This window comes from Monoglobus pectinilyticus, assembly GCF_002874775.1.
Taxonomy (GTDB): domain Bacteria; phylum Bacillota; class Clostridia; order Monoglobales; family Monoglobaceae; genus Monoglobus; species Monoglobus pectinilyticus.
On record NZ_CP020991.1, the window covers coordinates 881,876 to 904,840 of the forward strand.

Consider the following 22,965-nt stretch of genomic DNA (forward strand, 5'->3'; position numbering starts at 1 on the left):
GCGCCGACATATACTGCATAAAATATTTATTTTAACTTTTCCAAACTTTCAATAACGGTCTTTAACATTTCGCTGTACTTTTCACCTTTCAGGCGTTCTTCCTCCACTACCGCGGCAGGCGCCTTTTCGGTAAATCCCTTATTGTTCAGCTTGCCCTCGACACGCTTTATCTCTGATTCAAGATGCTTCTTTTCCTTTTCAAGTCTCTCTATCTCTTTTGCACGGTCAACCAGCTCGTCAAGCGGCATCAGAATCTCAGCTCCGGGAACTACAACAGACACGACGTTCTCAGGAACGCTGCCGCCGTCTTTTATAACATTAACTTCAGACGCGTACGCCAGCTTCTTAAAAAACGGTATACCGTTTTCAAATATCTCCGGCTCCTCAGTGATTATAAAGATTCCGGCTTTCTTGGACGGCGGAACATTCATCTCATTTCTGATATTTCTGATTCCTTTTATTGCGTCCATTATCATCTGCATTTCTTTTTCAGCGTTTTCGTCTTTATACTCGCTATTATATACCGGGAAGCTGGAAATCATTATGCTCTTGCCCTCATGAGGCAAAGCCTGCCATATCTCCTCGGTTATAAACGGCATGAATGGATGCAGAAGTTTCAGCGTGTTAGACAGTACATAAACAAGCACCTGCTGGGCGGTTATATTGCTCTCGCCCTCTTCAAAGAATCTTGGTTTTACAAGTTCAATATACCAATCGCAGAACTTATCCCAAATGAAATCATACAGTTTTGAAACCGCTATCCCTAACTCATACTTATCAAGATTATCTGTAACTTCCTTTACCAAATCATTGTATTCCGACAGAATCCACCTGTCTGAAATCTCCAGCTTATCTCTGTCCGGCAGTTCGCATTTATCTATAGAAAGATTCATCAAAACAAATCGTGACGCATTCCATATCTTATTGGCAAAATTACGGCTTGCCTCAACTCTTTCAGTATAGAATCTCATATCGTTGCCAGGAGAGTTTCCGGTAGCCAAAGTAAATCTTAAAGCGTCTGCGCCGTACTCGTCTATTATCTCCAGAGGGTCAATACCGTTACCCAGCGACTTTGACATCTTTCTGCCCTGAGAATCTCTCACAAGACCGTGGATATACACGTCTTTAAAAGGAACCTGACCCATATGCTCTATTCCTGAGAAAATCATTCTCGCAACCCAGAAAAATATAATATCATAACCCGTTACCAAAACCGAGGTAGGGTAGAAATATTTCAGTTCCTCAGTATCATCCGGCCAGCCCAGGGTTGAAAACGGCCACAAAGCGCTGCTGAACCAGGTGTCAAGCACATCGTTGTCCTGCTTAACTTTTCCGCCGCACTTAGGGCAGACCTCAATGTCCTCTTTAGAAACAATTGTCTCACCGCAGTCCTGGCAATAAAACGCCGGGATTCTATGTCCCCACCAAAGCTGACGTGAAATACACCAGTCATGAACGTTTTCCATCCAGTGCATATAAGTCTTAGTAAACCTTTCGGGGATAAACTTTGTCTCGCCGTTCTCAACAGCTTTTGCCGCCGGCTCAGCCAAAGGCTTCATTTTAACAAACCATTGCTTTGAGGTGATAGGTTCAACAGTTGTGCCGCAGCGGTAACAGCCCCCCACATTGTGGACATGCGGCTCAACCTTAACCAAAAGTCCCTGTCTGTCCAAATCTTCAACTATGGCTTTTCTTGCTTCATACCTGTCCATACCCTGGTATTTGCCGCCGTATTGATTGATAGTTGCGTCATCGTTTAAGACTTTGATTTCCTCAAGACCATGTCTCTTTCCAACTTCAAAATCGTTCGGGTCATGAGCCGGCGTTATTTTAACACAGCCGGTACCAAACTCCTTATCAACGTATTCGTCAGCAATAACCGGTATCTCTCTTCCAACCAGCGGAAGAATCAGCATCTTGCCCACCAAATCCTTATATCTTTCATCATCAGGGTTTACGGCAACCGCAGTATCTCCGAGAAGCGTTTCAGGTCTTGTGGTGGCTATCTCAACATAGCCGTCACTGTCCTTTATCGGATATTTAATATGCCAAAAATGGCCTTCCTGCTCCGAATATTCAACCTCTGCGTCGGACAGGGCGGTCTTGCATGACGGGCACCAGTTGATTATCCTTGTACCCTGATAAATAAGGCCTTTTTCGTATAAGTTAACAAAAACTTCTCTGACCGCCTTGCTGCACCCCTCGTCCATTGTGAAGCGTTCCCTGTCCCAATCACAGGAACAGCCTATCTTTTTCAATTGGTCTATAATTCTGTTTCCAAACTTCTTCTTCCAAGCCCAAACTCTTTCCAAAAACTTTTCTCTGCCTAAATCATATCTGGTGAGCCCGTTTTCATTGACTCTCATATCCTCTTCAACTTTTATCTGAGTAGCAATACCTGCATGGTCAGTCCCCGGAATCCAGAGCGCATTATATCCCTGCATTCTCTTTGTTCTGATTATAATATCCTGAAAAGTTTCATCCAGCGCATGTCCCATATGAAGCTGACCTGTCACGTTAGGCGGCGGAATGACGACAGTAAACGGTTTTTTCGTTTCATCAACCTCCGCATGAAAATACCCGCCGTCTATCCATTCCTGATATACTTTTTCCTCAACCGCCTTAGGGTCATAGGTTTTTGACAGCTCTTTAGCCACAAAAATCGCTCCTTTCAATATATAGCTTTTGACATTATAACATTTGGAATATTATAAATCAAGTAGTTTCCGCATTTTTTGTTTTGGCTTTACCATATATTAACATGCGTATAATGTCGAATGTAACACTATTGTAATTGCTGATTAATTGATATTAAATATTTGAATGTTATAATTAATTCTATGCTTAATGTTTTACACAATTTTTCTTGTATATCAGGAGGTTAGTTATGAAGAATAAAAAACTGAACAATCTAGTCTGCGGTCTTGTTTCCGCCGCTGTTTTAACTACCGCAGTTTCAGCTCCTGCAGTCTTTGCTGCCGGAGAGAATAATAATGAAACAATCACAGCAACAGACACTGTGCTCACTGATGAAACTACTGAAGCTACGGCTTCACCTGAACCGTCAGCCACCGCTGAACCCGAGGAGCCTACGGTATCTCCTGAACCCACAGCCACGCCCGGCGCTCAGGAAATGGATATGAAAGTCACCGCAACAGTTTATACAACCGATGAAGACGACGTATATAAGGTAGTTTTCAAAACTGCGTCATCACTGCCTGAAATTTTAGGCTTTGAGCTTACAGCCACTTTTGATAATGCGGAAATTAACTCCGTATCCTTTGGTGAAAGCTTTGCCGGTAACGGTGAAACTTCAAAATCCATAACGGACGATAAAACTATAACTTACGTTTGGAAGAACGGCTCAACCGCCCTGAGCGGCGCGGTTGTCCTGTCAAACGCGTCTGTTACATCAAAGAATAAAATCACCTCGCATAACATGTCTATTGACAAATTTACAGCGACTTTAAAAGACGGCTCCGAGCTTATTATTAACCCAACGCTGTCAGTGGTTGAAGGCACAAATATGCCTGACCTTACTGAAAAGGAACAGTCATCCTATGATGCTCTAATGGCTCTGCCTGAAATATCAGCGCTGACATTTTATAAGGATGAAGAAAAGGACGATTTATATGATATCTCAAGCTACTATTCTGCACGAATAGACACCGCTGTTGAGCTTTATGATTCTATGATGGAAACAAGCAAAAAAAGAATCGATACCGCTCTCTCAATCAGCAATAAATCAATTACTGACTTTTATACCCTGCAAAAAGCCGCTAAAGCTATGCAGGAAGTTTCAGGGATTATGCAGATGCCGGAATGTTATGACGGAATAACTGACGACAGCTCGGCTTTAAACTATGAATACTTAAAGACCACATTTGACAATCTTTCAACCTCTGTTCCAAGCGCACTTAAAAGAGCCGCAAAAGCAACTGAAGAATACAATGAAGTGGTATCAAAGCTAACAGATTATAATAAATATATTGAAACAGCGCTGAAAACTCTTGAGGACAAAACGGCTGAGAATTATAACACAAAAATAGCTTCTCTTGAAGTTCAATACTCAAAAGCCAACAGTTTCAGCCTGCATACTCTATATAAAACATATCTGTCATCGCTGAAGACTATAGCGCAAAGTTTATATGATGATGTGAATAAGAATTACAGCGGCACATATAAAGAATATATGCTGTCTTCAATAGAAAAAATTATCAATAAAATTGAGGACGGAAACGTTGTAAGCGACAATCTGCCCATATTCTCAATCACTAACGGTATAAACATAGGATACAGCTGGTCTGTTTCCGTCAAAAGAAGAAAGGCTATAATAGACCAGGACGCAACTGTTCAGGTTTACGCATACAACTCAAAAGGCGAAGTTATCCAAAACAGCAGTGAAAAGGCTTTTAAAGCCGGAGACGAGTCAGTTTCCGTAAGTTTGCCGTCTACCACAAAAATGTATAAAACCGGAGACGTTGTTCACGTTAAATGCTATTACAAATATAATGACATCTCATATTATTTAGGTGAAGATACAGTAACAGCTTATAAAACTGTTAACCCGAACAAAAATCAGGGCGGAAGTACCGGTGGCAATACAGGCGGAGATACTAACGGTTCCGGAACCGTTTATCCATCATCCGCACCGACTGAACCGGATCCCACCAAAGCTCCTAACTTTGCAGACGAAAATCCATATACTGATTTGGACGGATATGACTGGGCTTTAGAATCTATTATCGGTCTTACAAATGCCGGTATAGTAAACGGTATGGGCGACAATAAGTTTGACCCAAGCGGAAACGTCACAAGAGAGCAGTTCTGCAAAATGGTAGTTCAGATGTTTGGCCTTGACGCCACAGACACAACCTCACATTTTAATGATGTGGACGAAACTAAATGGTATGCTCCATATGTTACAGCAGCAGTCAACGCCGGATATGTACAAGGTCAGTCAGATGAATACTTCGGTATCGGAGAAGTTATCATGAGACAAGACATGGCTACTATTTTATACAGAGCAATAAACAAGAGCGGCGACGGCGTGATACTGGAATTCACTGACAATTCAGATATTGCCGCATATGCTAAAGACGCGGTTGCAGAACTTGTAGGTCTCGGTGTTATGAACGGATATGAGGACGGAAGTTTCAAACCCCGCGGTTCTGCCACGAGAGCGGAAGCTTCAAAAGTTATATACGGAACATATAAAATAGTTAAATAAGTTCGGACTGTTTTCATCACAAGATTGTTAAATTACTAATAGCCGCTAATCTGTACGTCTGATTGGCGGCTAAATTTACAAAAAGAAACATTCAATCAGAATCATAATCTTGATATACTGCGAATATGTGGATAATTTAAAACATACTAAAAATTTCCACACGTATATGGATAAAAATAGGTACTAAACAAAACTTATTGTTGCTTAACCACATTCGATACGCAAAGAAATGCAGCCGTGCACGAAAGAATGTTCAAGCAAACAGAAAGTTTCATCTAAAGCTGATACGGCTGCATTCAGCGAAAAATACTGAATTATTTAATTTCATAAATAAATGGCTGTAATAAAAATATAAAACAGTTCGGCAGATTTTTCCATATGAAAACAACGTTTAATTCAGAGAATAAAATAGTTCATATATTTAGCCGGCTTTGTTGCTTTTTGGTTCAATTCAGACTGCAAAACTACACGCATAGTATCAAACAAAATTTAATGACTGAAATTTTTTAAGCTCAAAATTAAAATATTAAATAATGATAGAAAATCAATAAATATGTCTGACTTGTTTGTATATATGATTTTAACCGACTGTTATTTACAAACAAAATACAACATGTTATAATATAAAACAAATTGGATAATAGATTGGGCGGATAATCCCAAATATTGTCCGGAACAGCAGGAGAATTATAATGAAACACAATTACACCTATAACGAATTAATAAGTGAAATAAAAATCCTCCGAAATACCTTCGACATAGTCAGAGTTGTCGACCCTATTATCTGCAAAGTTATCTCTGAGGAAATACTGAAAGAATCGGATACTGTGGATAAACTGATGCCTGAATTATCATCGGCCGGCCTGACCGGAAAAGACGGATTTTGTTTTAACGTCTGGTCAAATGAAAGCCGGTGCTCCAACTGTATTTCTGCAAGAACCTTGATAGACAAGGATTTTTATGTTAAATTTGAGAATATAAATAAGAATTTATATTATATAATATCCAAATATATCAATGTTGACGGCCGCAGTTTTGCACTTGAAATGGTTAAGGATATCAGCCGGAACTTTATATTCAGCGAAGACGAAATGTTTAACACCATACTCGACCTAAAACATAAAAACAAACAGCTTATCACCGATCCGCTGACAAATGTCTACAACCGCAGATATGTTGAAGAGCATTTTATAAACAGCTACAGCAGAATGAAAAAGTTAAACCGTTCAGTCTGTTTGGCTATTTTAGACATTGATAACTTTAAAGAAGTCAATGACAATTATGGTCACAGAACCGGGGATCAGATTTTAAATTATTTAGCTGAATCCTGGAATAATTCACTTAAAGATTATAAAAACACATTTATCGCAAGATATGGCGGAGACGAGTTCATTATAGTATACGAAAGTGAAAATTATGACGAATTCCAAAAAATGATTTTTGATATTTTTACACCGGCATGCAGCTATTCAACCGACGAAAACGGCAATAATATAAAACTGACTGTCAGTGTTGGATGCGCCGGTTCCGACGAAATAGAATCCGATGAGTTTTATGATTTATTTAATCTTGCCGATAACAGGCTTTACCAAGCGAAAGCCTCAGGCAAATCCGCAATAATAAGCAAATAAAAACAAAGGGCAGAAAATTTTGAAGCACAAATACTTCAAAATTTTCTGCTTATTTTATATCTTATTTGACTTGATATATCTTATATTACTCGTCTAATTTTTTATAAATTATATAGCTTGTATATATTATATGATTTGTAAGTCTCATGTGATTTATATACATCATATAATTTTATATGTCTCGTATAATTCTGTAGAAAGTCTTCAATAAAGCTAAACATAAAAGAAAGGTTATATATTAAAAATAAAAAATATATAAAATGTGGTTTTGCAAGCTTCGGTAGGGCTGTGACTACACTTTTTTAAAGTGTATGTAATACAAATTCCTTTGTATTGATAAACCTTCAATGTCTGTGACCCCACCAGTATGGTGGGTGTTATATAAAGTGACTTGTTTTGATTTACCTTCAATGTCAATAATATGAATACGCAAACAATAATATGAATATGCAATGCAAACAACGTTTGCCGCGTTAGGCGCGCAGTCACGGCCAAGTTTATATAAAAAGGATACTTTCAAATCGTTTCATATATATTCACGCTTCGCGTGAGATGACAGCTCACCTAACGAGACGCGCAAGCGCGTCCTGCCGATGTTCACTAAGAACTCCGCATATTAGATTATAAATATATAATTATTCTAAATATAAATATAAAAATGTGGTTTTGCAAGCTTCGGTAGGGCTGTGACTACACTTTTTTAAAGTGTATGTGATACAAATCTCTTTGTATTGATAAACCTTCAATGTCTGTGACCCCACCAGTATGGTGGGTGTGATATAAAGTGACTTGTTTTGATTTACCTTCAATGTCAATAATATGAATACGCAAATATTATTATGAATACTCAATGCAGATGAAATCTGCCGCGTTAGGCGCGCAGTCATGGAAAAATTTATATAAAAAGAATAATTTCAAATCGTTTCATATATATTCACGCTTCGCGTGAGATGATGGCTCACCTAACGCGGTGTGCGTAAGCACACCCTACCGATGTTCACTAAGAACTCCGCATATTAGATTATAAATATATAATTATTCTATAATATAAATATAAAAATGTGGTTTTGCAAGCTTCGGTAGGGCTGTGACTACACTTTTTTAAAGTGTATGTGATACAAATCTCTTTGTATTGATAAACCTTCAATGTCAATAAATCACTTAGTTGTGATGTGCAAACGTAGTTTGCCGCGTTAGGCGTGCAGTCATGGAAAAGTTTATATAAAAATGATACTTTCAAATCGTTTCATATATATTCACGCTCCGCGTGAGATGGCAGCTCACCTAACGTGGTGTGCTTGCGCACACCCTACCGATGTTCACTATATACACCGCATATTAGATTATAAATATATAATTATTCTATAATAAAGATATAAAAATATGGTTTCGCAAGCTTCGGCAGGACTGTGACTACACTTTTTTAAAGTAGATGTAATACAAATCCCTTTGTATTACACCACCCTTCAGGCAGGGGCAAACACTTCCGAGGTTTGCAAAGCAAAACCCTTAATTTTCTGTCGGCTTTCCTTTTTATATTTCATATCATTTTATATAAGTTATATAATTTTATATTTCTCATCTTATATAAATTATCTAACTTTTCATATCTCACCGGAACATGCTCAGCCAATACTGAAAAACATATACAATATCATTTTTCATATCATTCCAAAAACTGCCTTTAGACGGTCGAGCCAAATCTATATCGCTGTTTGCCAGCAGTTCAAAATTCCCGTAGTTTTCGCCGTTTACCGTCACCGTGCCCGTACCGACCACGTCGCCGCTTTTTATTGGGAACTTCATATTCTCGCTGTCAACATTTGTGTCAACGCTTACGCTGTCGTTTTCACAAACCGGAAATGTATACGTCTTATTCGGGCTGACCCCAGCATATCCCAGCATTCCGCCGGCTACAGAAATCTTATCTATTATCATTTCAGTTGAGGTCAAAACATTCTGGCTGTATTTCTGAAACATGCTGTTTTGAAGCGATGCGTGGTCAGCCCAGTCATTCGGGTCATTTAAAGTCACGCATATCAATGTCATATCGTTTCGGTTTACGGCAGAAACCAAACACCTGCCTGCCGCCTTTGTAAATCCGGTCTTAACGCCTATACAGCCCTCTAAACTTCCCAAAAGCTTATTATGATTTGTCATGCTCCTGTCATAACCCTTGCCCTCCCAGGGTATCGTCTTGCTCTTTGTCGATACTATCTGAACAAACTCCGGCATACTCATAGCATACCTGGTTATTTTCGCCAGCTCTAAAGCCGTGGTGTAATGAGTATCTGACGGCAGACCGTTAGGGTTGTCAAAATGGGTATGTGATAAACCAAGCTCTGAGGCAGTTTTGTTCATCAGCTCGACAAATCCGTCCACTCCGCCTCCAATATGTTCCGCTATTGCCACGGCCGCATCGTTGCCCGAGAGAAGCATCAGTCCATACAGCAAATTTTCTAAAGTTATCTTCTCACCGCACTCCAGATACATGCTTGACCCCTCAACTCCTGCTGCAGTCGCGCTAACCTCTATAACATCCGAAAGATTGCCGTATTTCAGCGCCACTGCGGCGGTCATTATCTTAGTAGTGCTCGCCATAGGCAGCTCCTGGTCGGCATTTTTATTATACAGCACTCTGCCTGAGTTCTGTTCTATAACGGCGGCGGCCTGAGCTGATGTCCCCACCGTCCCCGTATCCTCAGCTCTGACGGCATAAAAATTAGTAAGCAAAACAGAGGCCGTTAACAAAAAGACCCCTATATATTTAATTGCCGCATTATGTTTTTTAATACCCAATTTATCATCTCCGTTTTCAAATGACGTAAAAACAATCAATCATACAAACATTACCTATAAAAATAAGAATTGATTATCCATATAAATCAATATATTCAAAGTTTCCTCAACTATTGACCCAAAAACTTTGACAAAATACGAGCCTTACACCAAAAATAAATACGGACAAACATATTGTCCGCATTTATAATATTATTTATGTTTAATTATCGAACCTCGTGTGATACTGCCGCTTCCAAAATATTGTCATAAGCCCAGAATCCGGGAGCTATATCCGTAAACGGATTTTCTTTCTGAGTGCTGCAAACCGGGAATCTTCCGAGTATCCTATTCATCATCATAACAACCGAAGAACGTATCATGTCGTCATTTGGATGGAACTCGCCGTTTTCATCACCGCCGACGTAACCATTATTTCTAAGAGCGGCAATGTAGCCGTCCGCCATATGTCCTTTGCAATCGCTGAATCCGCTTTCTCCGCCCGGCTGAAGCCCCAAATACCTGCAGGCAAGAATAGCGAACTCGGCCCTTGACATATTGTCGTCAGGCCTATATGTTCCATACACGTCTCCGGTTATGAACCCAACTGAATTCAAAAACGCAATATACTTATAATACCACGCCCACGCCGGCACATCGCTGAGCGTAGTGCTGTACTGCTGATCCGGGTCAAAACTATCGCTGAGTTTTGCCAGCATTGTAGCAGCTTCCGCACGGGTTATTGTTCCCGACGGTCTGAATGTGCCGTCCTCATATCCGTTGATATATGCGTTATCATATGTTCTGTCAACATTGCCCTCAGATTTTTGAAGCTGCAGACCATATTCCTCAGCAATTCCCCTCACATCGGCGGCCGCCAGCTTTCTCAGCGCAATGTCGTTATTATAGTAAATAAGCTCGTCATAACAGCTTAAGTAACAGTGCTCGACAGAAATCGCCGGTATATCACGGTAAGCGCACTCACGCATAACGCCTGAAAAGTCAGCTAACCTCTCACCGTCCCACCACATGTTTCCTGTGGTTGAAGCCTGAGTATAAACCCCGGCTGACGTGTCTATACCAAGCCCCGCCAGCTCCGATAATATATTATATCCCAAATCGGGCTTAGTATATTCCCAAAGCCCTGACGCGCAGACAGCGGCGCCATGAACAGACCTGTCCGAAGACGAGTTAAAGTGCAGGCTTACTACCACATCAGCCCCAACTCTCTGAGCATAATCCGCTCTTTCAGCGTTGGTCATATGGTAGTCGGCATATCTGGTCATATTCACAGATACGCCGCTGTATTTTCTCAATTCCAGCTGTATATACTGGGCAAGCTTAAACGTGATATTCTTTTCCTGAAACTCCAAGCCTCCGACCGAAGTCGCACCATAATCAGTGCCGCCGTGACCCGGGTCCAGCACAATATTTATAACTTGATTATCCGCCGCATATGCAGGCTCTGTACCCACGAAACAAGCCGCAAAAATAAAGATACTCAGCATAAACGGCAGAACTTTCTCTCTAATCAGCATTAAATAACATTACTCCTAATCATTAAGTCTAAAACGCAGACCGCCTAGCCTTCAAACGAACCTGCAACATAATCATCGCTTTCATCATCCGGAACATAACTGTCAGGCTCCGCTGGTTCATGATCAACCACCACATTGCTCTTTCCTTTGGCTGAAGAAATTATCTCGCTAATCTTGTCTATAGCCGTCGGAACCGCGTCTATAATCCTGTCATAGATACTGTTCTCCTCGCTGACCGGAACCATTCTTATAGTGCCGTTGCCAACAACCAAAAATCCCACAGGGGTCAAAGACAGTCCGCCGCCTGTTCCGCCGCCGAACAGGTTATTGACCTCTTCCTGTTCACCGCTGAGCAGTTTTTTGTTTTTAGGAAACTCAGAGCCTCCGACTCCAAAACCCAAAGCCACCTTTGAAATAGGCATTATAACAGTTCCGTCCGAAGTCGTAATAGGGCTGCCCACGATTGTGTTAACGTCAATCATTTCTTTGAGTCCCTGCATTGCAGAAGACATCAACCCCTCAATTGGATGCTTGTCCGATAGTTCTGACATTCTCAACACTTCCTTTTCTCTTTTTTATTAAATAAGACACAAGAGCTATAACTGCGGCATTGATAATATGAGCCGCCCTTGTTTTAATTATACTTCCCACTTCAAATTCAAAGCACCGGGTCACATAGTTTGGGTCAAGAAACAGTTTTGGGCTGTCTTTCATCTTGAAAAACTTTTTCAGCAGAGGACTTATGCTTCCTGCCAAACCATACAGCGCACCGTATGTCATACCGGTTTTATCAGGCTCGCCTGTCCCAAAACGAATATACAAATCCAGTCTGTTAATCCTAATCTTATGCTTCATATATCCAAAAAACTTATTAAGCCCGTATTTGCCGCTTTTTATTATATTAGTATATTTTAAAATCACTTCATATATCCGCGGAATATCAAGATTGTGGTTTTCACTGTCCCAAATACTTTTTAAATCCTCTTTAAAGGTTCCCATAAAACTTTTTTTATTTTCATAAAATCCTTTATCTGTTTCAGAGGAATTATTATCTGAGCCGCCGGCCTTATCAGCTTCCTGCTCTTTAAAATCTGATCTGTTACTATGAAATTCTTTTTCATCAAATTCTTTTCCTATTGAATCATTGTCTGCACTATCAGCCGTCCCGGCTTTCTGCTCCGCAATATTTCTTCTATTACCGTGAAATTCTTTTTCAGAGAATTCATTTCCCATAGTTTCATTTTCTGTGGTATCAGCTTTCTGCTCCGCGTCAGGCTCCTGCTTGTCCTCGTCTAATTCGGATGGCTTCGGCAAAACTATTTCATATTTAAGAAACCTGTACATACTGGCGGTAATAATAGTTTTTTTACCGTTAGAGGCTATATCCAGCGTAACGGTTGACCATAGCACAAAACAAATGATAAATACTATTATACCAAGTATTATCCAAACTACGTGCATTATACCACCTCTCAGTATTATACATCGTCTCACGTCTAAACAGTTTTCTAATAAAACTCATGCGTTTCAAACAAAAAGACTTATATCCCTTGCCGAATAAAAATTACTCCCCTGCATTTTCAATATTTTTATCGGATGTTTCAGTTACCGCGGCTTCCTCAGAAACGGCGCTGTTAAACTCCAGCTGTTCCTGCTTCTCATCAATCGTCATCTGCTCCATGTCAGTATCCTCAGGCACGGCCAAAGACTCAAATTCGGGAAGGTCGCTTATACTCTCTATACCAAATGTCTGCAAAAACTCCTTAGTGGTGCCGAACAGTATCGGTCTGCCCGGAGCATCTTTCAGCCGTCCCATCTCGGCTATAAATCTTCTCTCTATAAGCCGGTTCACTATATAGTCACAGTTTACGCCTCTTATATGCTCTATTGTAGCCCTTGTAACAGGCTGTTTATACGCGACAATCGCCAAAACCTCTATAGCGGCATTAGAAAGCTGCAGCTTTCTGCCCGGCTTCATCAGCATTGAAACATAATCCTTATATTCGCCTCTGGTGCACATCCTGTATGAATCCTCAAGCTTTATTATATGGATACCGCGCTTTTCATAATTATAGGTATCCATCATTTTTTTTATTATTTCTCTCAAAGATTTTTTATCAACATCCACTATATCGGCAATCTTTTCCAGCTCCACCGCTTCCCCTGCCGCAAACAGCAGGCTTTCCACAATGGCCTGAATTTCCCTGATTTCCATCTTTATCTTCTCCTAGTCCTCAATCGCGCTTAAATCAAGTTCCCCGTCTCCGCTTTTGGTTACGATAGGATTTGATATGTCTCCGCTCTCATCATACTCGACTTTAACTTGATTTAGCTTTATCATTTCAAGAACCGCCAAAAAGGAAGCAACGGCCTCAGGCCTGGATTTTGTTCCTTTAAAAAGTTCTTTGAAAAAGACCTTCGTTTTTCCGAACATCCTGCCCCAAATTTGCTTAACCTTTGAGCGCACAGAAACTTTTTCACGCCCCACTATTCCGTCAAACGAATATTTCGGCGGCGGAAGTTTGCGTTCCATCTTCTGATAAGCCTGCTTATAAGCTAAAAGCAGGTTTTCAGGAGTCAGCTTGGAATAATTCCATTCAGCCGGAGGTTTCTCGATTTTGTCAGGTTCTTTGAAAAACATCGACTCCCCAATATGCTTTCTGGCTTCAAGATACTCCGCGGCTGCTTTAACGCGCCGGTACTCCTCCAGCCTTTTAACAAGCTCTTCTCTCGGGTCAGTCTCGTCTTCCTCAACAGGTTTCGGCAGCAGCATTCTCGACTTTATTTGCAGCAGAGTAGCCGCAAGCACCAAAAACTCACTGGAAATGTCCAGGTTATATTCCTTCATTTGACGCATAACGCCAAAATACTGCTCCACTATTGTGGAGATAGGTATATCATAAATGCTGACCTTATTCTTTTTTATAAGGGCCAGCAGCAAATCCAGAGGGCCCTCAAAGTCCAAAACCTTAAAGTTTAATTGTTCCATTTATCAAAATCACTAATCCCCGCTAAAATTTATCCCTAATGAATGAACAGTGAGATAATCTGAGAATAAAATCCCATTATCCCATACACGCACATATTCAGCAATCTGCTGAAAAACGGCAGGTTTATCAGCAGGATAAGCAGTATAAAACCAAACTGTTCATACTGCATATATTTAAAATACAAATCAGTAGGCAGCACAGAGCTAAGCACCTTTGAGCCGTCAAGCGGAGGCACCGGTATCAGGTTAAAAATTGCGAGACCAAGGTTCATAATAACCATATAGCTGCAAATCATATAGAAAACCGAAGCTATATCATAACCAATATTCGCAGACCTGAATGTTATGCTCCCAAGCGCAGCAACGCCGATTTGAGCGATAAACGCCAAAATAAAATTGGTAAACGGACCGGCCAGCGACGTCAGCACCATACCGCCCTTTTGATTTTTAAAGTTATATGGATTAACCGGCACAGGTTTTGCCCAGCCGAATCCAAACAGAAAAAGACAGATAGCGCCGATAGGGTCAAGATGATGCAGTGGGTTAAGACTGAGCCTGCCGCTGCTTTTCGCGGTATAGTCACCCATAGCGTAAGCCGCCAAGCCATGTCCAAGCTCATGAACAGACAACGACAGAAGCACACAAAACACCAAAACTAATATGGTGAGCAGCTTCTGTCCAAAGTTCATCGAAGCGTCACCCAAAACACTAAATAACATAAAAATTCCTCCGGTTTACAGGTCGTTAGCAATCAAATCGTCATATGATTCGCGCTTTACGGCTAATCTTGATTTTCCGCCGCTCACCATTACTATAGGCAGACGCGGTATTCTATTATAATTGCTGGCCATTGAATAATTATATGCGCCGGTAGCCAAAACCGCTACCAAATCACCAACTTTGATTTCAGGCAGCTTAGCGTCCTTAATCAAAATGTCTCCGGATTCACAGCACTTTCCGGCCAATGTTGCCGTAACTGTTTTTTCAGCTAAAGGATTATTTACTCTGACAGCTTCATACTCGCTCTGATAAAGTATATATCTCGGATTGTCTCCCATACCTCCGTCAACCGAAATGTATGTTCTGACCCCCGGTATCTCTTTCACAGCGCCTACCCTATAAACAGTGAGACCTGTTTCAGCGGTTATAGAACGTCCGGGTTCCATAACTATATAAGGCAGAGGTATTCCCCTCTCCTCAGAGATACGGCGGACAACCTTAGACACCGCCTGTATATACTTGTCATAATCAATAGGAGTGTCGCCCTCAGTATACTTTATGCCGTAACCGCCGCCCAAATTCAGCTCTTTTATAGAAATATCATATTTGTCTTTAAGGTCGGCTATAAACGTCATCATCTTCTCGGCCGCCAGTTCAAACGGCTCAAGCTCAAAAATCTGAGAGCCTATATGGCAGTGAACTCCGACAACATTCAAGTTTTCCATATCGTCAGCCATCTTTATTATATTTTCAGCCTCGCCGTTTTCAAGCGAAACCCCAAACTTTGAATCTATCTGACCTGTTCTGATAAAGCTGTGGGTATGCGCGTCTATACCGGGTTTTATTCTAAACAATATATCCGCGGTCTTTCCCATTTCCCCTGACAGTCTGTTAAGGCTTTCAAGCTCAAAAACATTGTCAACAACTATTCTTCCAACACCGTTCTCAAGCGCCATTTTAAGCTCGTCGTCAGTCTTGTTGTTGCCGTGAAAGTATATCCTTTCAGCCGGGAATCCGGCTTTTAAAGCAGTGTACATCTCACCGCCGGAAACAACGTCTATACCCATGTTCTCCTCTTTCATCATTCTGTAAATATACTTGCATGAAAGAGCCTTGCTGGCATAAAGAACGATACCGTTACCGCCGTAATACTCCTGCATCGCCCTGTTGTAAACACGGCAGTTTTCACGAATCTGGTCCTCATCCATTATATACGCCGGGGTTCCATATTCCTCAGCTAGCGCGGCAACATCGCATCCTCCAATAGAAAGATTGCCATTTTCGCCGACGCTCAAACAACTCATTACAAAATCCATGGTTTTTCCTCCTAGTTCTGTTGGTTTTATCCCAAAGTGCAAGCCCGTTTTAACACAGACAAAAATTCTAATCAATTATCTTGTAATACTATCATAAACGATAAAATTTGTCAACAAGCAGACCTGAAAAATACTGAATAAACGTTATTTTTACAGTATCCGCAGAAACGATTCTTAAACTAATAATTTATCCCGTGTCTGTTTTTCTATTAAGTAAAAATCAGTTTCGATTTGAATACATATACGGTAAGTTTAAAAATAAATTGGAAACGCACAAGCTTATATTATGCGCTTCCGTACAGTATATATGAAAGAGCGACAGATAAGTGTTTAAACAGGCTGATAGGTTGATTTATACTTAATATAGTTAAAACACAAAAACAATAAAATACATTCATAATTATCCACGTCGTATATTTGGCGGATATTTATCAAGCGATATGTTAGATGCACTCAATTTGTCATTTTAATTTTTGGATATATATAGCAATTTATATACTTAAAATAAATGTTGCATTTATTCTTAAACACTGTTAGAATATATGTATTTATGAAATATCTGTATATTGAAAGGGGCAGTAAAAGTTATGAGTGAAATGATAAAACTTATAAAAAACCGTGACCTGAATAAAATCAAAGAATTATTAAACGAAAATCCAAAGAGAATAAATGAAGAAGACGAAAACGGCGTCCCTATGTCTTTTTATATAGCCCGAACTGGAGATTTTGAAATGCTGCGTTTTCTTATTGAATACTCTTTCGCCAGCTTTAATATCGGAGACAAGAACCATAGAACCTGTCTGCACGAAGCGGTTATGTCAGGCAGTCTTGAATGTGTGAAGTATTTGGTTGAGCGTGTTGGAATGTCTCCCTGCGACGCTGACAAAAACCTTGTGACCCCGTATCAGCTTGCTCACGAAAACGGACTTGCTGAGATAGAGGCCTATTTTGAAGAGGTCACCGGAGCCAAATATGAGGATATGTATCACAATCCGATAAGACGCGGATTTTTCGCTGACCCGTCTATCGTTCGTGTGGGAAGTGATTATTATATGGTTAACTCCTCGTTTATCTTCTTCCCCTGCATACCTATCTCTCATTCCACAGACCTTGTGCACTGGGAAGTTATAGGCCATGCAATCACAAATCCCGACTGGGCGCACATAGATGATTTGGAAGGCGGCAGAGGCTACTGGGCGCCGGATATTTCGTACTTTAACGGAAAGTTTTATATCACGGCCACCCTCAGATATAATGATGACGTAGATGTAAAGCGCCGCCAAATCGTGGTTTCATCCGAAAAACCTGAGGGACCGTACTCCGAACCGGCATTTATTGAAGAGGACGGAATCGACCCGTCTATATTTACCGACAAGGACAACAGACGGTATATGCTCCTGAACAGGGGTGCCAGAATACTGGAACTGGGAGAAGACTGCACGAAAAAGATTTCAGACGCGGAGCTCTTATACTACGGAACCAATAAACGCGCTCCCGAAGGACCGCATCTATTATATAAAGACGGATATTATTACCTCTTTGAAGCGGAGGGCGGCACCGGGCTTATGCACCAGGTTACAGTTTCAAGAAGCAAGACCTTAAAAGGCGTTTATGAACCCTGCCCATACAATCCGATTATGACCCAGAGGGATTACGACGCTCCAATCACATGCTGCGGACACGGCAAGCCTGTTGAGACTCAAAACGGCGAATGGTATATGGTATATCTGTGCAACAGACTGCTCGACGGCGAGTATGGAATTTTGGGCAGAGAGACATGTCTCGACCCGGTGACATGGACCGCCGACGGCTGGCCTATCGTTAACAGCTTGAACGGCCCCAGCTATCTGCAGAAAAAACCAAACCTCCCGGCTATGGATACAGAAGAAAAATCAAGATTTGACGATTTTGACGGAGACAAATTAAAACCTGACTGGATATTCCCAAGAACGCCGGAAGCAGACGGAATCACTGTTAAGGACAGTAAGCTGATAATAAAAGGCTCACGCTGTCCGCTAAGTTCAACGTCCGCTAAAAATATTACGGTCAGAAGACAGCCGGACTTTAATTTTGACGTTGTATGCAAGCTGGATTTGGGAATCAAGCTGGACAGCGAACAAAATTATGGAATGACCGGATATTATGATGAGAATACATACTTCACATATGGAATATATAAGAACGGTGACGGATACGCGTTAAAACTGTTTGAAAAAATAGACGAGGACGAGAAATATACCTGCACCGTTGATATAACAGAGGTAACCGACAGCCTGTACCTGAAAATTTCAACCGAAGGATTAAAACGCACATTCAGCTACAGCCATGACGGCAAAACTTTTACAGAGGTCTATGCTGCCGAGAACCTGTATTACCTTTGCAGTCAGGCAATCAGCAAGGGCAAACGCTTTACTGGCGCTATGATTGGTCTATATGCCTACAGCGGAACTGAAAGCACTATTTATCCCTCGTTTGACAGTTTCGAATATTCAGCTAAATAAAATGGAGAAAAATATGAGAATAGGATTTATAGGAGCAGGACGGGTCGGCACTTCACTCGGCAAATATCTGTCTGAAAATGGCCTTTCCGTCTCCGGCTTTTATTCAAGAACCCAAAGCTCGGCTGAGGAATCCGCAGAATTTATCGGCGGCTCTGCCTCTGCTTATTCCGGAATAAAAGAGATAATCACAGATTCAGATTTAATATTTATAACGGTGAACGACGGCGCTATTGCCGATGTAAGCCATAATATAGCCGGTGAATGCAGAAAATATGATATTGATATAAGCAATAAAATTTTCTGTCACACCTCCGGCGCGCTTTCCAGCACAGTTTTGTCCGAACTCAAAATATTAAAAGCTGAAACCGCAAGTATACATATGCTGCTTGCAGTGAATGATAAATTTACAAGCTATAAAGATTTTAGAGAAGCATTTTTCACCGTTGAGGGAAGCGGCGTTCCGGCGGAAGTTTTAAAAAAGTGCGGCAGCCGCTTTCAAATTCTCAGCGCCGAAAACAAAAGCAAATACCATGCCGCCGCTGTTTTTGCAAGCAACTTTGTTGTGGCTCTCGCTGAACTTTCCTGCGAACTTTTAGAGGAATGCGGTTTTTCATATGACGACGCCTTCGCCGCCATAAGACCTCTGCTGAAAAATAATATGAACAATATTCTAAAAAACGGACCTAAAAACGCTTTGACAGGTCCTATAGAGCGGGGCGATTTTGAGACAGTAAAGAGACACATTGAATGTTTCAAAAACTCCGAACCGGACATCACAGCCAAAAAAGTGTACGCCGCAGTCTCGGAAGCACTGATACGTCAGACCGGCAGACAGCCTGACAGCGAGACTGCCGAAATGCTGAAAAATAACTAAACAAAAGGAGAGCAATATGATAAACAGTAAACAGCGCGCTTATCTCAGAGGCCTTGCCAACAGAGAACCGGCGCTATACCAAGTTGGAAAAGACGGTATAAACGATAACATGGTCGCCCTTATTCTAGACGCACTGGAAGCCAGAGAACTGATAAAAGTTCACGTGCTTGAAAACTCAATGCTAACCGCCCGGGAAGCGGCGGGGGAGCTGGCGGAAGCCGCCTCCGCAGACGTGGTTCAAGTTATAGGAAACAAATTTGTGCTCTATAAAGAATCTGAAGAAAACAAAAAAATAGAGCTTCCAGTCAAAAGCTAAAAAACAATATATAATTTAATCATATTATTAAAACAGAATAAAACATAAAACTCATATAAATAAAGAATAAATTTCTTTATAAATATGAGTTTTGTATTTTATAAATAGCTTTGCATAAATTAAAATTATGTTTCAGCAAGCATCGAAAGGGCGCTGATAGGCGCCGTCTGCCATACCGATGTTCGCCAAAACACCAGCTTATTTTTATTTATATTTTTATTATATAATCACACTTTCAGGCAAGCATCGGTAGGGCGCTGATAGGCGCCGCGTTAGGCGCGCAGTCGCGGAATAAATTTTATAAAATGGATTATAACAAATGTTATACGTATGTTCACGCTTCGCATGAGATGACAGCTCACCTAACGCGGCAGACAACGTCTGCCCTACCGATGTTCGCCAAGACACCAGCTTATTTTTATTTACATTTACATTTATATTTATATTTTTATTTAATTATATAAATCACATTATCAGGCAAGCATCGGCAGGGCGCTGATAGGCGCCGCGTAAGGCGCGCAGCCGCGGAATAGATTTTATAAAAAGGATTATAACAAATGTTATACGTATGTTCACGCTTCGCGTGAAATGACAGATCACCTAATGCGGCAAACAAAGTTTGCCCTACCGATGTTTGCCAAAACGCCGGCTTATTTTTATTTATATTTTTATTTTATTTTATTATATAAATCACAATTTCGGGCAAGCATCGGTAGGGCGCTGATAGGCGCCGCGTAAGGCGCGCAGCCGCGGAATAGATTTTATAAAAAGGATTATAACAAATGTTATATGTATGTTCACGCTTCGCGTGAGATGACAGCTCACCTAACGCGGCAGACGACGTCTACCCTACCGATGTTTGCCAAAACACCAGCTTATTTACATTTACATTTACATTTATATTTTTATTTAATTATATAAATCACATTTTCAGGCAAGCATCGGCAGGGCTGTGACCACACTTTTTTAAAGTGTGTGTAATACATATGATTTTATTTTGTCATACCTACAAGGTCTGTGACCCCACCTTTGGTGGGTGTGATACAAAATGACTTGTTTTGATTAACCTTCAATGTCAATAACATGAATACGCAAATAATAACATGAATATTCAAAGAATATTATGAATACTCAATGAAGCTGGTAAGCGCCGCGTTAGGCGCGCAGTCTCGGGTATATGTAACAAATAATTAAAAAATGAGCCGTGCTTGAAAAGCGCGGCTCATAGACATATCACTATATACAAATTAATAATATGTATATTCACTTAAATATAAAATTCCTTGCTGCATACACAGCAATAATTATATAAAATAATATTGTTTTAAATCCCTATAGATCTCTCACATTATTTAAATATTTTAAAGTTTTAAAATCGTATTCCAGCTGATTCCTTACACAGGCTTCTCCCACTCCTGCCAAATATCTCAAACTCTTCTCCCCTAAACTAAACGAAAACACCCTGTTAATCTCAGAGCTTACTATATAATCTATCGTGTTATACATCGCGCTGGTAATCTCGACAGTGTTCTGCCTGGGTTTTGCGGAACAGTTTCCGCATAAAAAAACACCGTTCTGAATATCAAAAAATTTTATATTTTCATTTTTGCCGCAGGAAGCGCAGCCGTCGCAGTTTGGCGCAAACCCCGCTATTGAAAGCGCACGGAAAAGAAAAACGCACTCGGCTTTGAGCGACTCCGCCGTATTTTCTTCCTTTACAGACAGTCTCTTTAATACTCTGAGCAATAGGCCCAACAGTTCGTTCTCCTCTGTGCCGTCGGTGCATATATGATTGGCTATGTCACAAAAGTATGACGCGTATGCCATATTGTCAAGAGAATTTCTTATCTCAGAAAATGACTCTATAACTTCTCCCTCATTCATCTTCATAAGGCTGTTCTCACGCCCTTTAAACAGTGTGAAATTAGAATAAGCAAAAAGCTGTGTTGCAGTCAGCAAACCTGAACGGTTGGTTCTCGCACGGCTGGCAAGAACCGAAACCTTGCCTATATCCTTAGCCAAAACAGTCAGTATCCTGCTGTTTTCACCATATTTGACCTCCCTGGTTACCAAACCGCAAACATCAATATTAGGCATCAAAGCCCTCCTTATTCATTCGCTGTAATCATAACGCTCGTATTCCATAGCTATAAATCAGAGTTCTGTTTTCACTTTCTGTAATCATCTCTTATAAACGGCTCGTCTATCTTCTCAGAAATCAGTTCTTTATATTTAAGCGGACGTCTGTAGGCGTTTCCATGAACTTCATTCTTTCTGTATTCACGTATCTTATCCATAGGAAACTGCGCCAAATATATCCCCTCAGCCTCTCCGGCCTCAACTATAAGCGTGTCTCTGGCCTCAACTGTGCCGGGGCGTATCTCTCCGTAAGCCATGCCGTCGAAAGCTGAAGAATGACCGTTGCAGTCGGGCTGGCCATAAGCATAATTTGCTGTGGCGATTCCCACCATATTTTCAAACGCCCTTGCCCTGAGCTGTGACAAACGGTTTATCTCCATCGGGCAGGCGTTGGGAACAAGAATGATTTCCGCACCTTTCAGCATCAGAATCCTGGCGCTTTCCGGGAACTCTCTGTCGTAGCAAATCATAGCCCCAATATTTACTTTCCCGTTTTCAGTATCTAGTTCTGTCACATAAAACTCATCGCCGGGAGTTAAATTTTTCTCTATATCAAAATCGCAGGTATGCACTTTCGCATATGTAAGCACATTTCTGCCGTGCCTGTCAAAAACCGTCACGGTATTTCTTGGCAAAGGCTTGTATTTTTCCAAATATGTCACAGCTATTGCCATTTCCAGCTCGGCAGCCAGCTCTTTAAAAGTATTGACAAACAAGCCGTCCTGGTCCTCTGAATTCCTTTCCATAACCTCCATGTCATAGGAAAAACTGTAGCCGTTGTTCCACATCTCAGGAAACAAAGCCAAATCCGCCCCCATAGCCTTCGCATTTCTGCAAAACTCCACGCCCTTGTGCAGATTTTCTTCCTTTGTCCCTGCAGACGTCATCTGCAGAAGCGCAACTTTAAATAACGACATATTTATATCCTCACAA

At 41.0% G+C, this 22,965-nt stretch carries 16 protein-coding genes; 5 read left to right on the forward strand and 11 right to left on the reverse strand.

Features of this window, described 5'->3' with window-relative positions:
* Positions 1 to 26: 26 nt before the first annotated feature.
* Positions 27 to 2,657 (reverse strand): valine--tRNA ligase, encoded by a 2,631-nt coding sequence (locus B9O19_RS04030; protein ID WP_102365217.1) that lies wholly within the window; start codon positions 2,655 to 2,657, stop codon positions 27 to 29.
* A 230-nt stretch (positions 2,658 to 2,887) separates the two neighbouring features.
* Between B9O19_RS04030 and B9O19_RS04035 the strand changes: the two genes are divergently transcribed.
* Positions 2,888 to 5,230 carry an S-layer homology domain-containing protein gene (locus tag B9O19_RS04035; RefSeq protein WP_102365218.1) on the forward strand — a complete coding sequence of 781 codons (2,343 nt, stop codon included), beginning with the start codon at positions 2,888 to 2,890 and terminating at the stop codon, positions 5,228 to 5,230.
* Between the two features lie 692 nt (positions 5,231 to 5,922).
* Positions 5,923 to 6,861: a GGDEF domain-containing protein gene (locus B9O19_RS04040; protein WP_102365219.1), complete on the forward strand. Its 939-nt coding sequence runs from the start codon at positions 5,923 to 5,925 to the stop codon at positions 6,859 to 6,861.
* A 1,611-nt stretch (positions 6,862 to 8,472) separates the two neighbouring features.
* Here B9O19_RS04040 and B9O19_RS04045 read toward each other — a convergent pair.
* The 8 genes from B9O19_RS04045 to lysA form a co-directional block, all read right to left on the reverse strand.
* Positions 8,473 to 9,660: a D-alanyl-D-alanine carboxypeptidase family protein gene (locus B9O19_RS04045; RefSeq protein WP_154058616.1), complete on the reverse strand. Its 1,188-nt coding sequence runs from the start codon at positions 9,658 to 9,660 to the stop codon at positions 8,473 to 8,475.
* A gap of 206 nt (positions 9,661 to 9,866) precedes the next feature.
* Positions 9,867 to 11,177, reverse strand: coding sequence for an N-acetylmuramoyl-L-alanine amidase (locus tag B9O19_RS04050; RefSeq protein WP_102365221.1), 1,311 nt, complete (start codon positions 11,175 to 11,177; stop codon positions 9,867 to 9,869).
* A 44-nt stretch (positions 11,178 to 11,221) separates the two neighbouring features.
* On the reverse strand, positions 11,222 to 11,728 hold the full coding sequence (ytfJ, locus tag B9O19_RS04055) for a GerW family sporulation protein (RefSeq protein WP_102365222.1): 507 nt from the start codon (positions 11,726 to 11,728) through the stop codon (positions 11,222 to 11,224).
* The gene (locus B9O19_RS04060) at positions 11,697 to 12,638 is read right to left on the reverse strand and encodes a DUF2953 domain-containing protein (RefSeq protein ID WP_102365223.1); all 942 of its coding nucleotides are present in this window, start codon (positions 12,636 to 12,638) and stop codon (positions 11,697 to 11,699) included. The genes ytfJ and B9O19_RS04060 overlap by 32 nt, the downstream gene beginning before the upstream one ends.
* A gap of 103 nt (positions 12,639 to 12,741) precedes the next feature.
* Positions 12,742 to 13,392, reverse strand: a complete 651-nt coding sequence (gene scpB, locus B9O19_RS04065; RefSeq protein ID WP_102365224.1) for an SMC-Scp complex subunit ScpB — start codon at positions 13,390 to 13,392, stop codon at positions 12,742 to 12,744.
* A gap of 12 nt (positions 13,393 to 13,404) precedes the next feature.
* A complete protein-coding gene (locus B9O19_RS04070; RefSeq protein WP_102365225.1) occupies positions 13,405 to 14,166 on the reverse strand; it encodes a segregation and condensation protein A in 762 nt (253 codons plus the stop codon).
* Positions 14,167 to 14,201: 35 nt separating this feature from the next.
* Entirely contained in the window at positions 14,202 to 14,885 is a 684-nt protein-coding gene (locus tag B9O19_RS04075; RefSeq protein ID WP_102365226.1) for a site-2 protease family protein, read from the reverse strand.
* Positions 14,886 to 14,900: 15 nt separating this feature from the next.
* Positions 14,901 to 16,202: a diaminopimelate decarboxylase gene (gene lysA / locus B9O19_RS04080; protein ID WP_245863003.1), complete on the reverse strand. Its 1,302-nt coding sequence runs from the start codon at positions 16,200 to 16,202 to the stop codon at positions 14,901 to 14,903.
* A gap of 587 nt (positions 16,203 to 16,789) precedes the next feature.
* On the opposite strand from lysA, the gene B9O19_RS04085 reads away from it, so the two are divergent.
* From B9O19_RS04085 to yhbY, 3 genes are read left to right on the forward strand one after another with little or no spacing between them, the layout of a single operon-like run.
* On the forward strand, positions 16,790 to 18,703 hold the full coding sequence (locus tag B9O19_RS04085) for a family 43 glycosylhydrolase (protein WP_172620953.1): 1,914 nt from the start codon (positions 16,790 to 16,792) through the stop codon (positions 18,701 to 18,703).
* A gap of 13 nt (positions 18,704 to 18,716) precedes the next feature.
* Positions 18,717 to 19,577, forward strand: a complete 861-nt coding sequence (locus B9O19_RS04090; RefSeq protein ID WP_158648909.1) for a Rossmann-like and DUF2520 domain-containing protein — start codon at positions 18,717 to 18,719, stop codon at positions 19,575 to 19,577.
* A gap of 16 nt (positions 19,578 to 19,593) precedes the next feature.
* Positions 19,594 to 19,893, forward strand: a complete 300-nt coding sequence (gene yhbY / locus B9O19_RS04095) for a ribosome assembly RNA-binding protein YhbY (RefSeq protein ID WP_102365228.1) — start codon at positions 19,594 to 19,596, stop codon at positions 19,891 to 19,893.
* A 1,332-nt stretch (positions 19,894 to 21,225) separates the two neighbouring features.
* Here the strand turns inward: yhbY and recO are convergent.
* Entirely contained in the window at positions 21,226 to 21,990 is a 765-nt protein-coding gene (gene recO, locus B9O19_RS04100) for a DNA repair protein RecO (RefSeq protein WP_102365229.1), read from the reverse strand.
* A gap of 71 nt (positions 21,991 to 22,061) precedes the next feature.
* Entirely contained in the window at positions 22,062 to 22,949 is an 888-nt protein-coding gene (locus B9O19_RS04105; protein WP_102366601.1) for a carbon-nitrogen hydrolase family protein, read from the reverse strand.
* Positions 22,950 to 22,965 lie beyond the last annotated feature (16 nt).

Excerpts from the sequence above, each read along its gene's own strand:
- B9O19_RS04035 (WP_102365218.1), top strand. The coding sequence starts at position 2,888 with ATGAAGAATAAAAAACTGAACAATCTAGTCTGCGGTCTTGTTTCCGCC.
- B9O19_RS04040 (WP_102365219.1), top strand. The coding sequence starts at position 5,923 with ATGAAACACAATTACACCTATAACGAATTAATAAGTGAAATAAAAATC.
- B9O19_RS04050 (WP_102365221.1), bottom strand. The coding sequence starts at position 11,177 with ATGCTGATTAGAGAGAAAGTTCTGCCGTTTATGCTGAGTATCTTTATT.
- ytfJ (WP_102365222.1), bottom strand. The coding sequence starts at position 11,728 with ATGTCAGAACTATCGGACAAGCATCCAATTGAGGGGTTGATGTCTTCT.
- B9O19_RS04060 (WP_102365223.1), bottom strand. The coding sequence starts at position 12,638 with ATGCACGTAGTTTGGATAATACTTGGTATAATAGTATTTATCATTTGT.
- scpB (WP_102365224.1), bottom strand. The coding sequence starts at position 13,392 with ATGGAAATCAGGGAAATTCAGGCCATTGTGGAAAGCCTGCTGTTTGCG.
- B9O19_RS04070 (WP_102365225.1), bottom strand. The coding sequence starts at position 14,166 with ATGGAACAATTAAACTTTAAGGTTTTGGACTTTGAGGGCCCTCTGGAT.
- B9O19_RS04075 (WP_102365226.1), bottom strand. The coding sequence starts at position 14,885 with ATGTTATTTAGTGTTTTGGGTGACGCTTCGATGAACTTTGGACAGAAG.
- lysA (WP_245863003.1), bottom strand. The coding sequence starts at position 16,202 with ATGGATTTTGTAATGAGTTGTTTGAGCGTCGGCGAAAATGGCAATCTT.
- B9O19_RS04085 (WP_172620953.1), top strand. The coding sequence starts at position 16,790 with ATGAGTGAAATGATAAAACTTATAAAAAACCGTGACCTGAATAAAATC.
- B9O19_RS04090 (WP_158648909.1), top strand. The coding sequence starts at position 18,717 with ATGAGAATAGGATTTATAGGAGCAGGACGGGTCGGCACTTCACTCGGC.
- yhbY (WP_102365228.1), top strand. The coding sequence starts at position 19,594 with ATGATAAACAGTAAACAGCGCGCTTATCTCAGAGGCCTTGCCAACAGA.
- recO (WP_102365229.1), bottom strand. The coding sequence starts at position 21,990 with ATGCCTAATATTGATGTTTGCGGTTTGGTAACCAGGGAGGTCAAATAT.
- B9O19_RS04105 (WP_102366601.1), bottom strand. The coding sequence starts at position 22,949 with ATGTCGTTATTTAAAGTTGCGCTTCTGCAGATGACGTCTGCAGGGACA.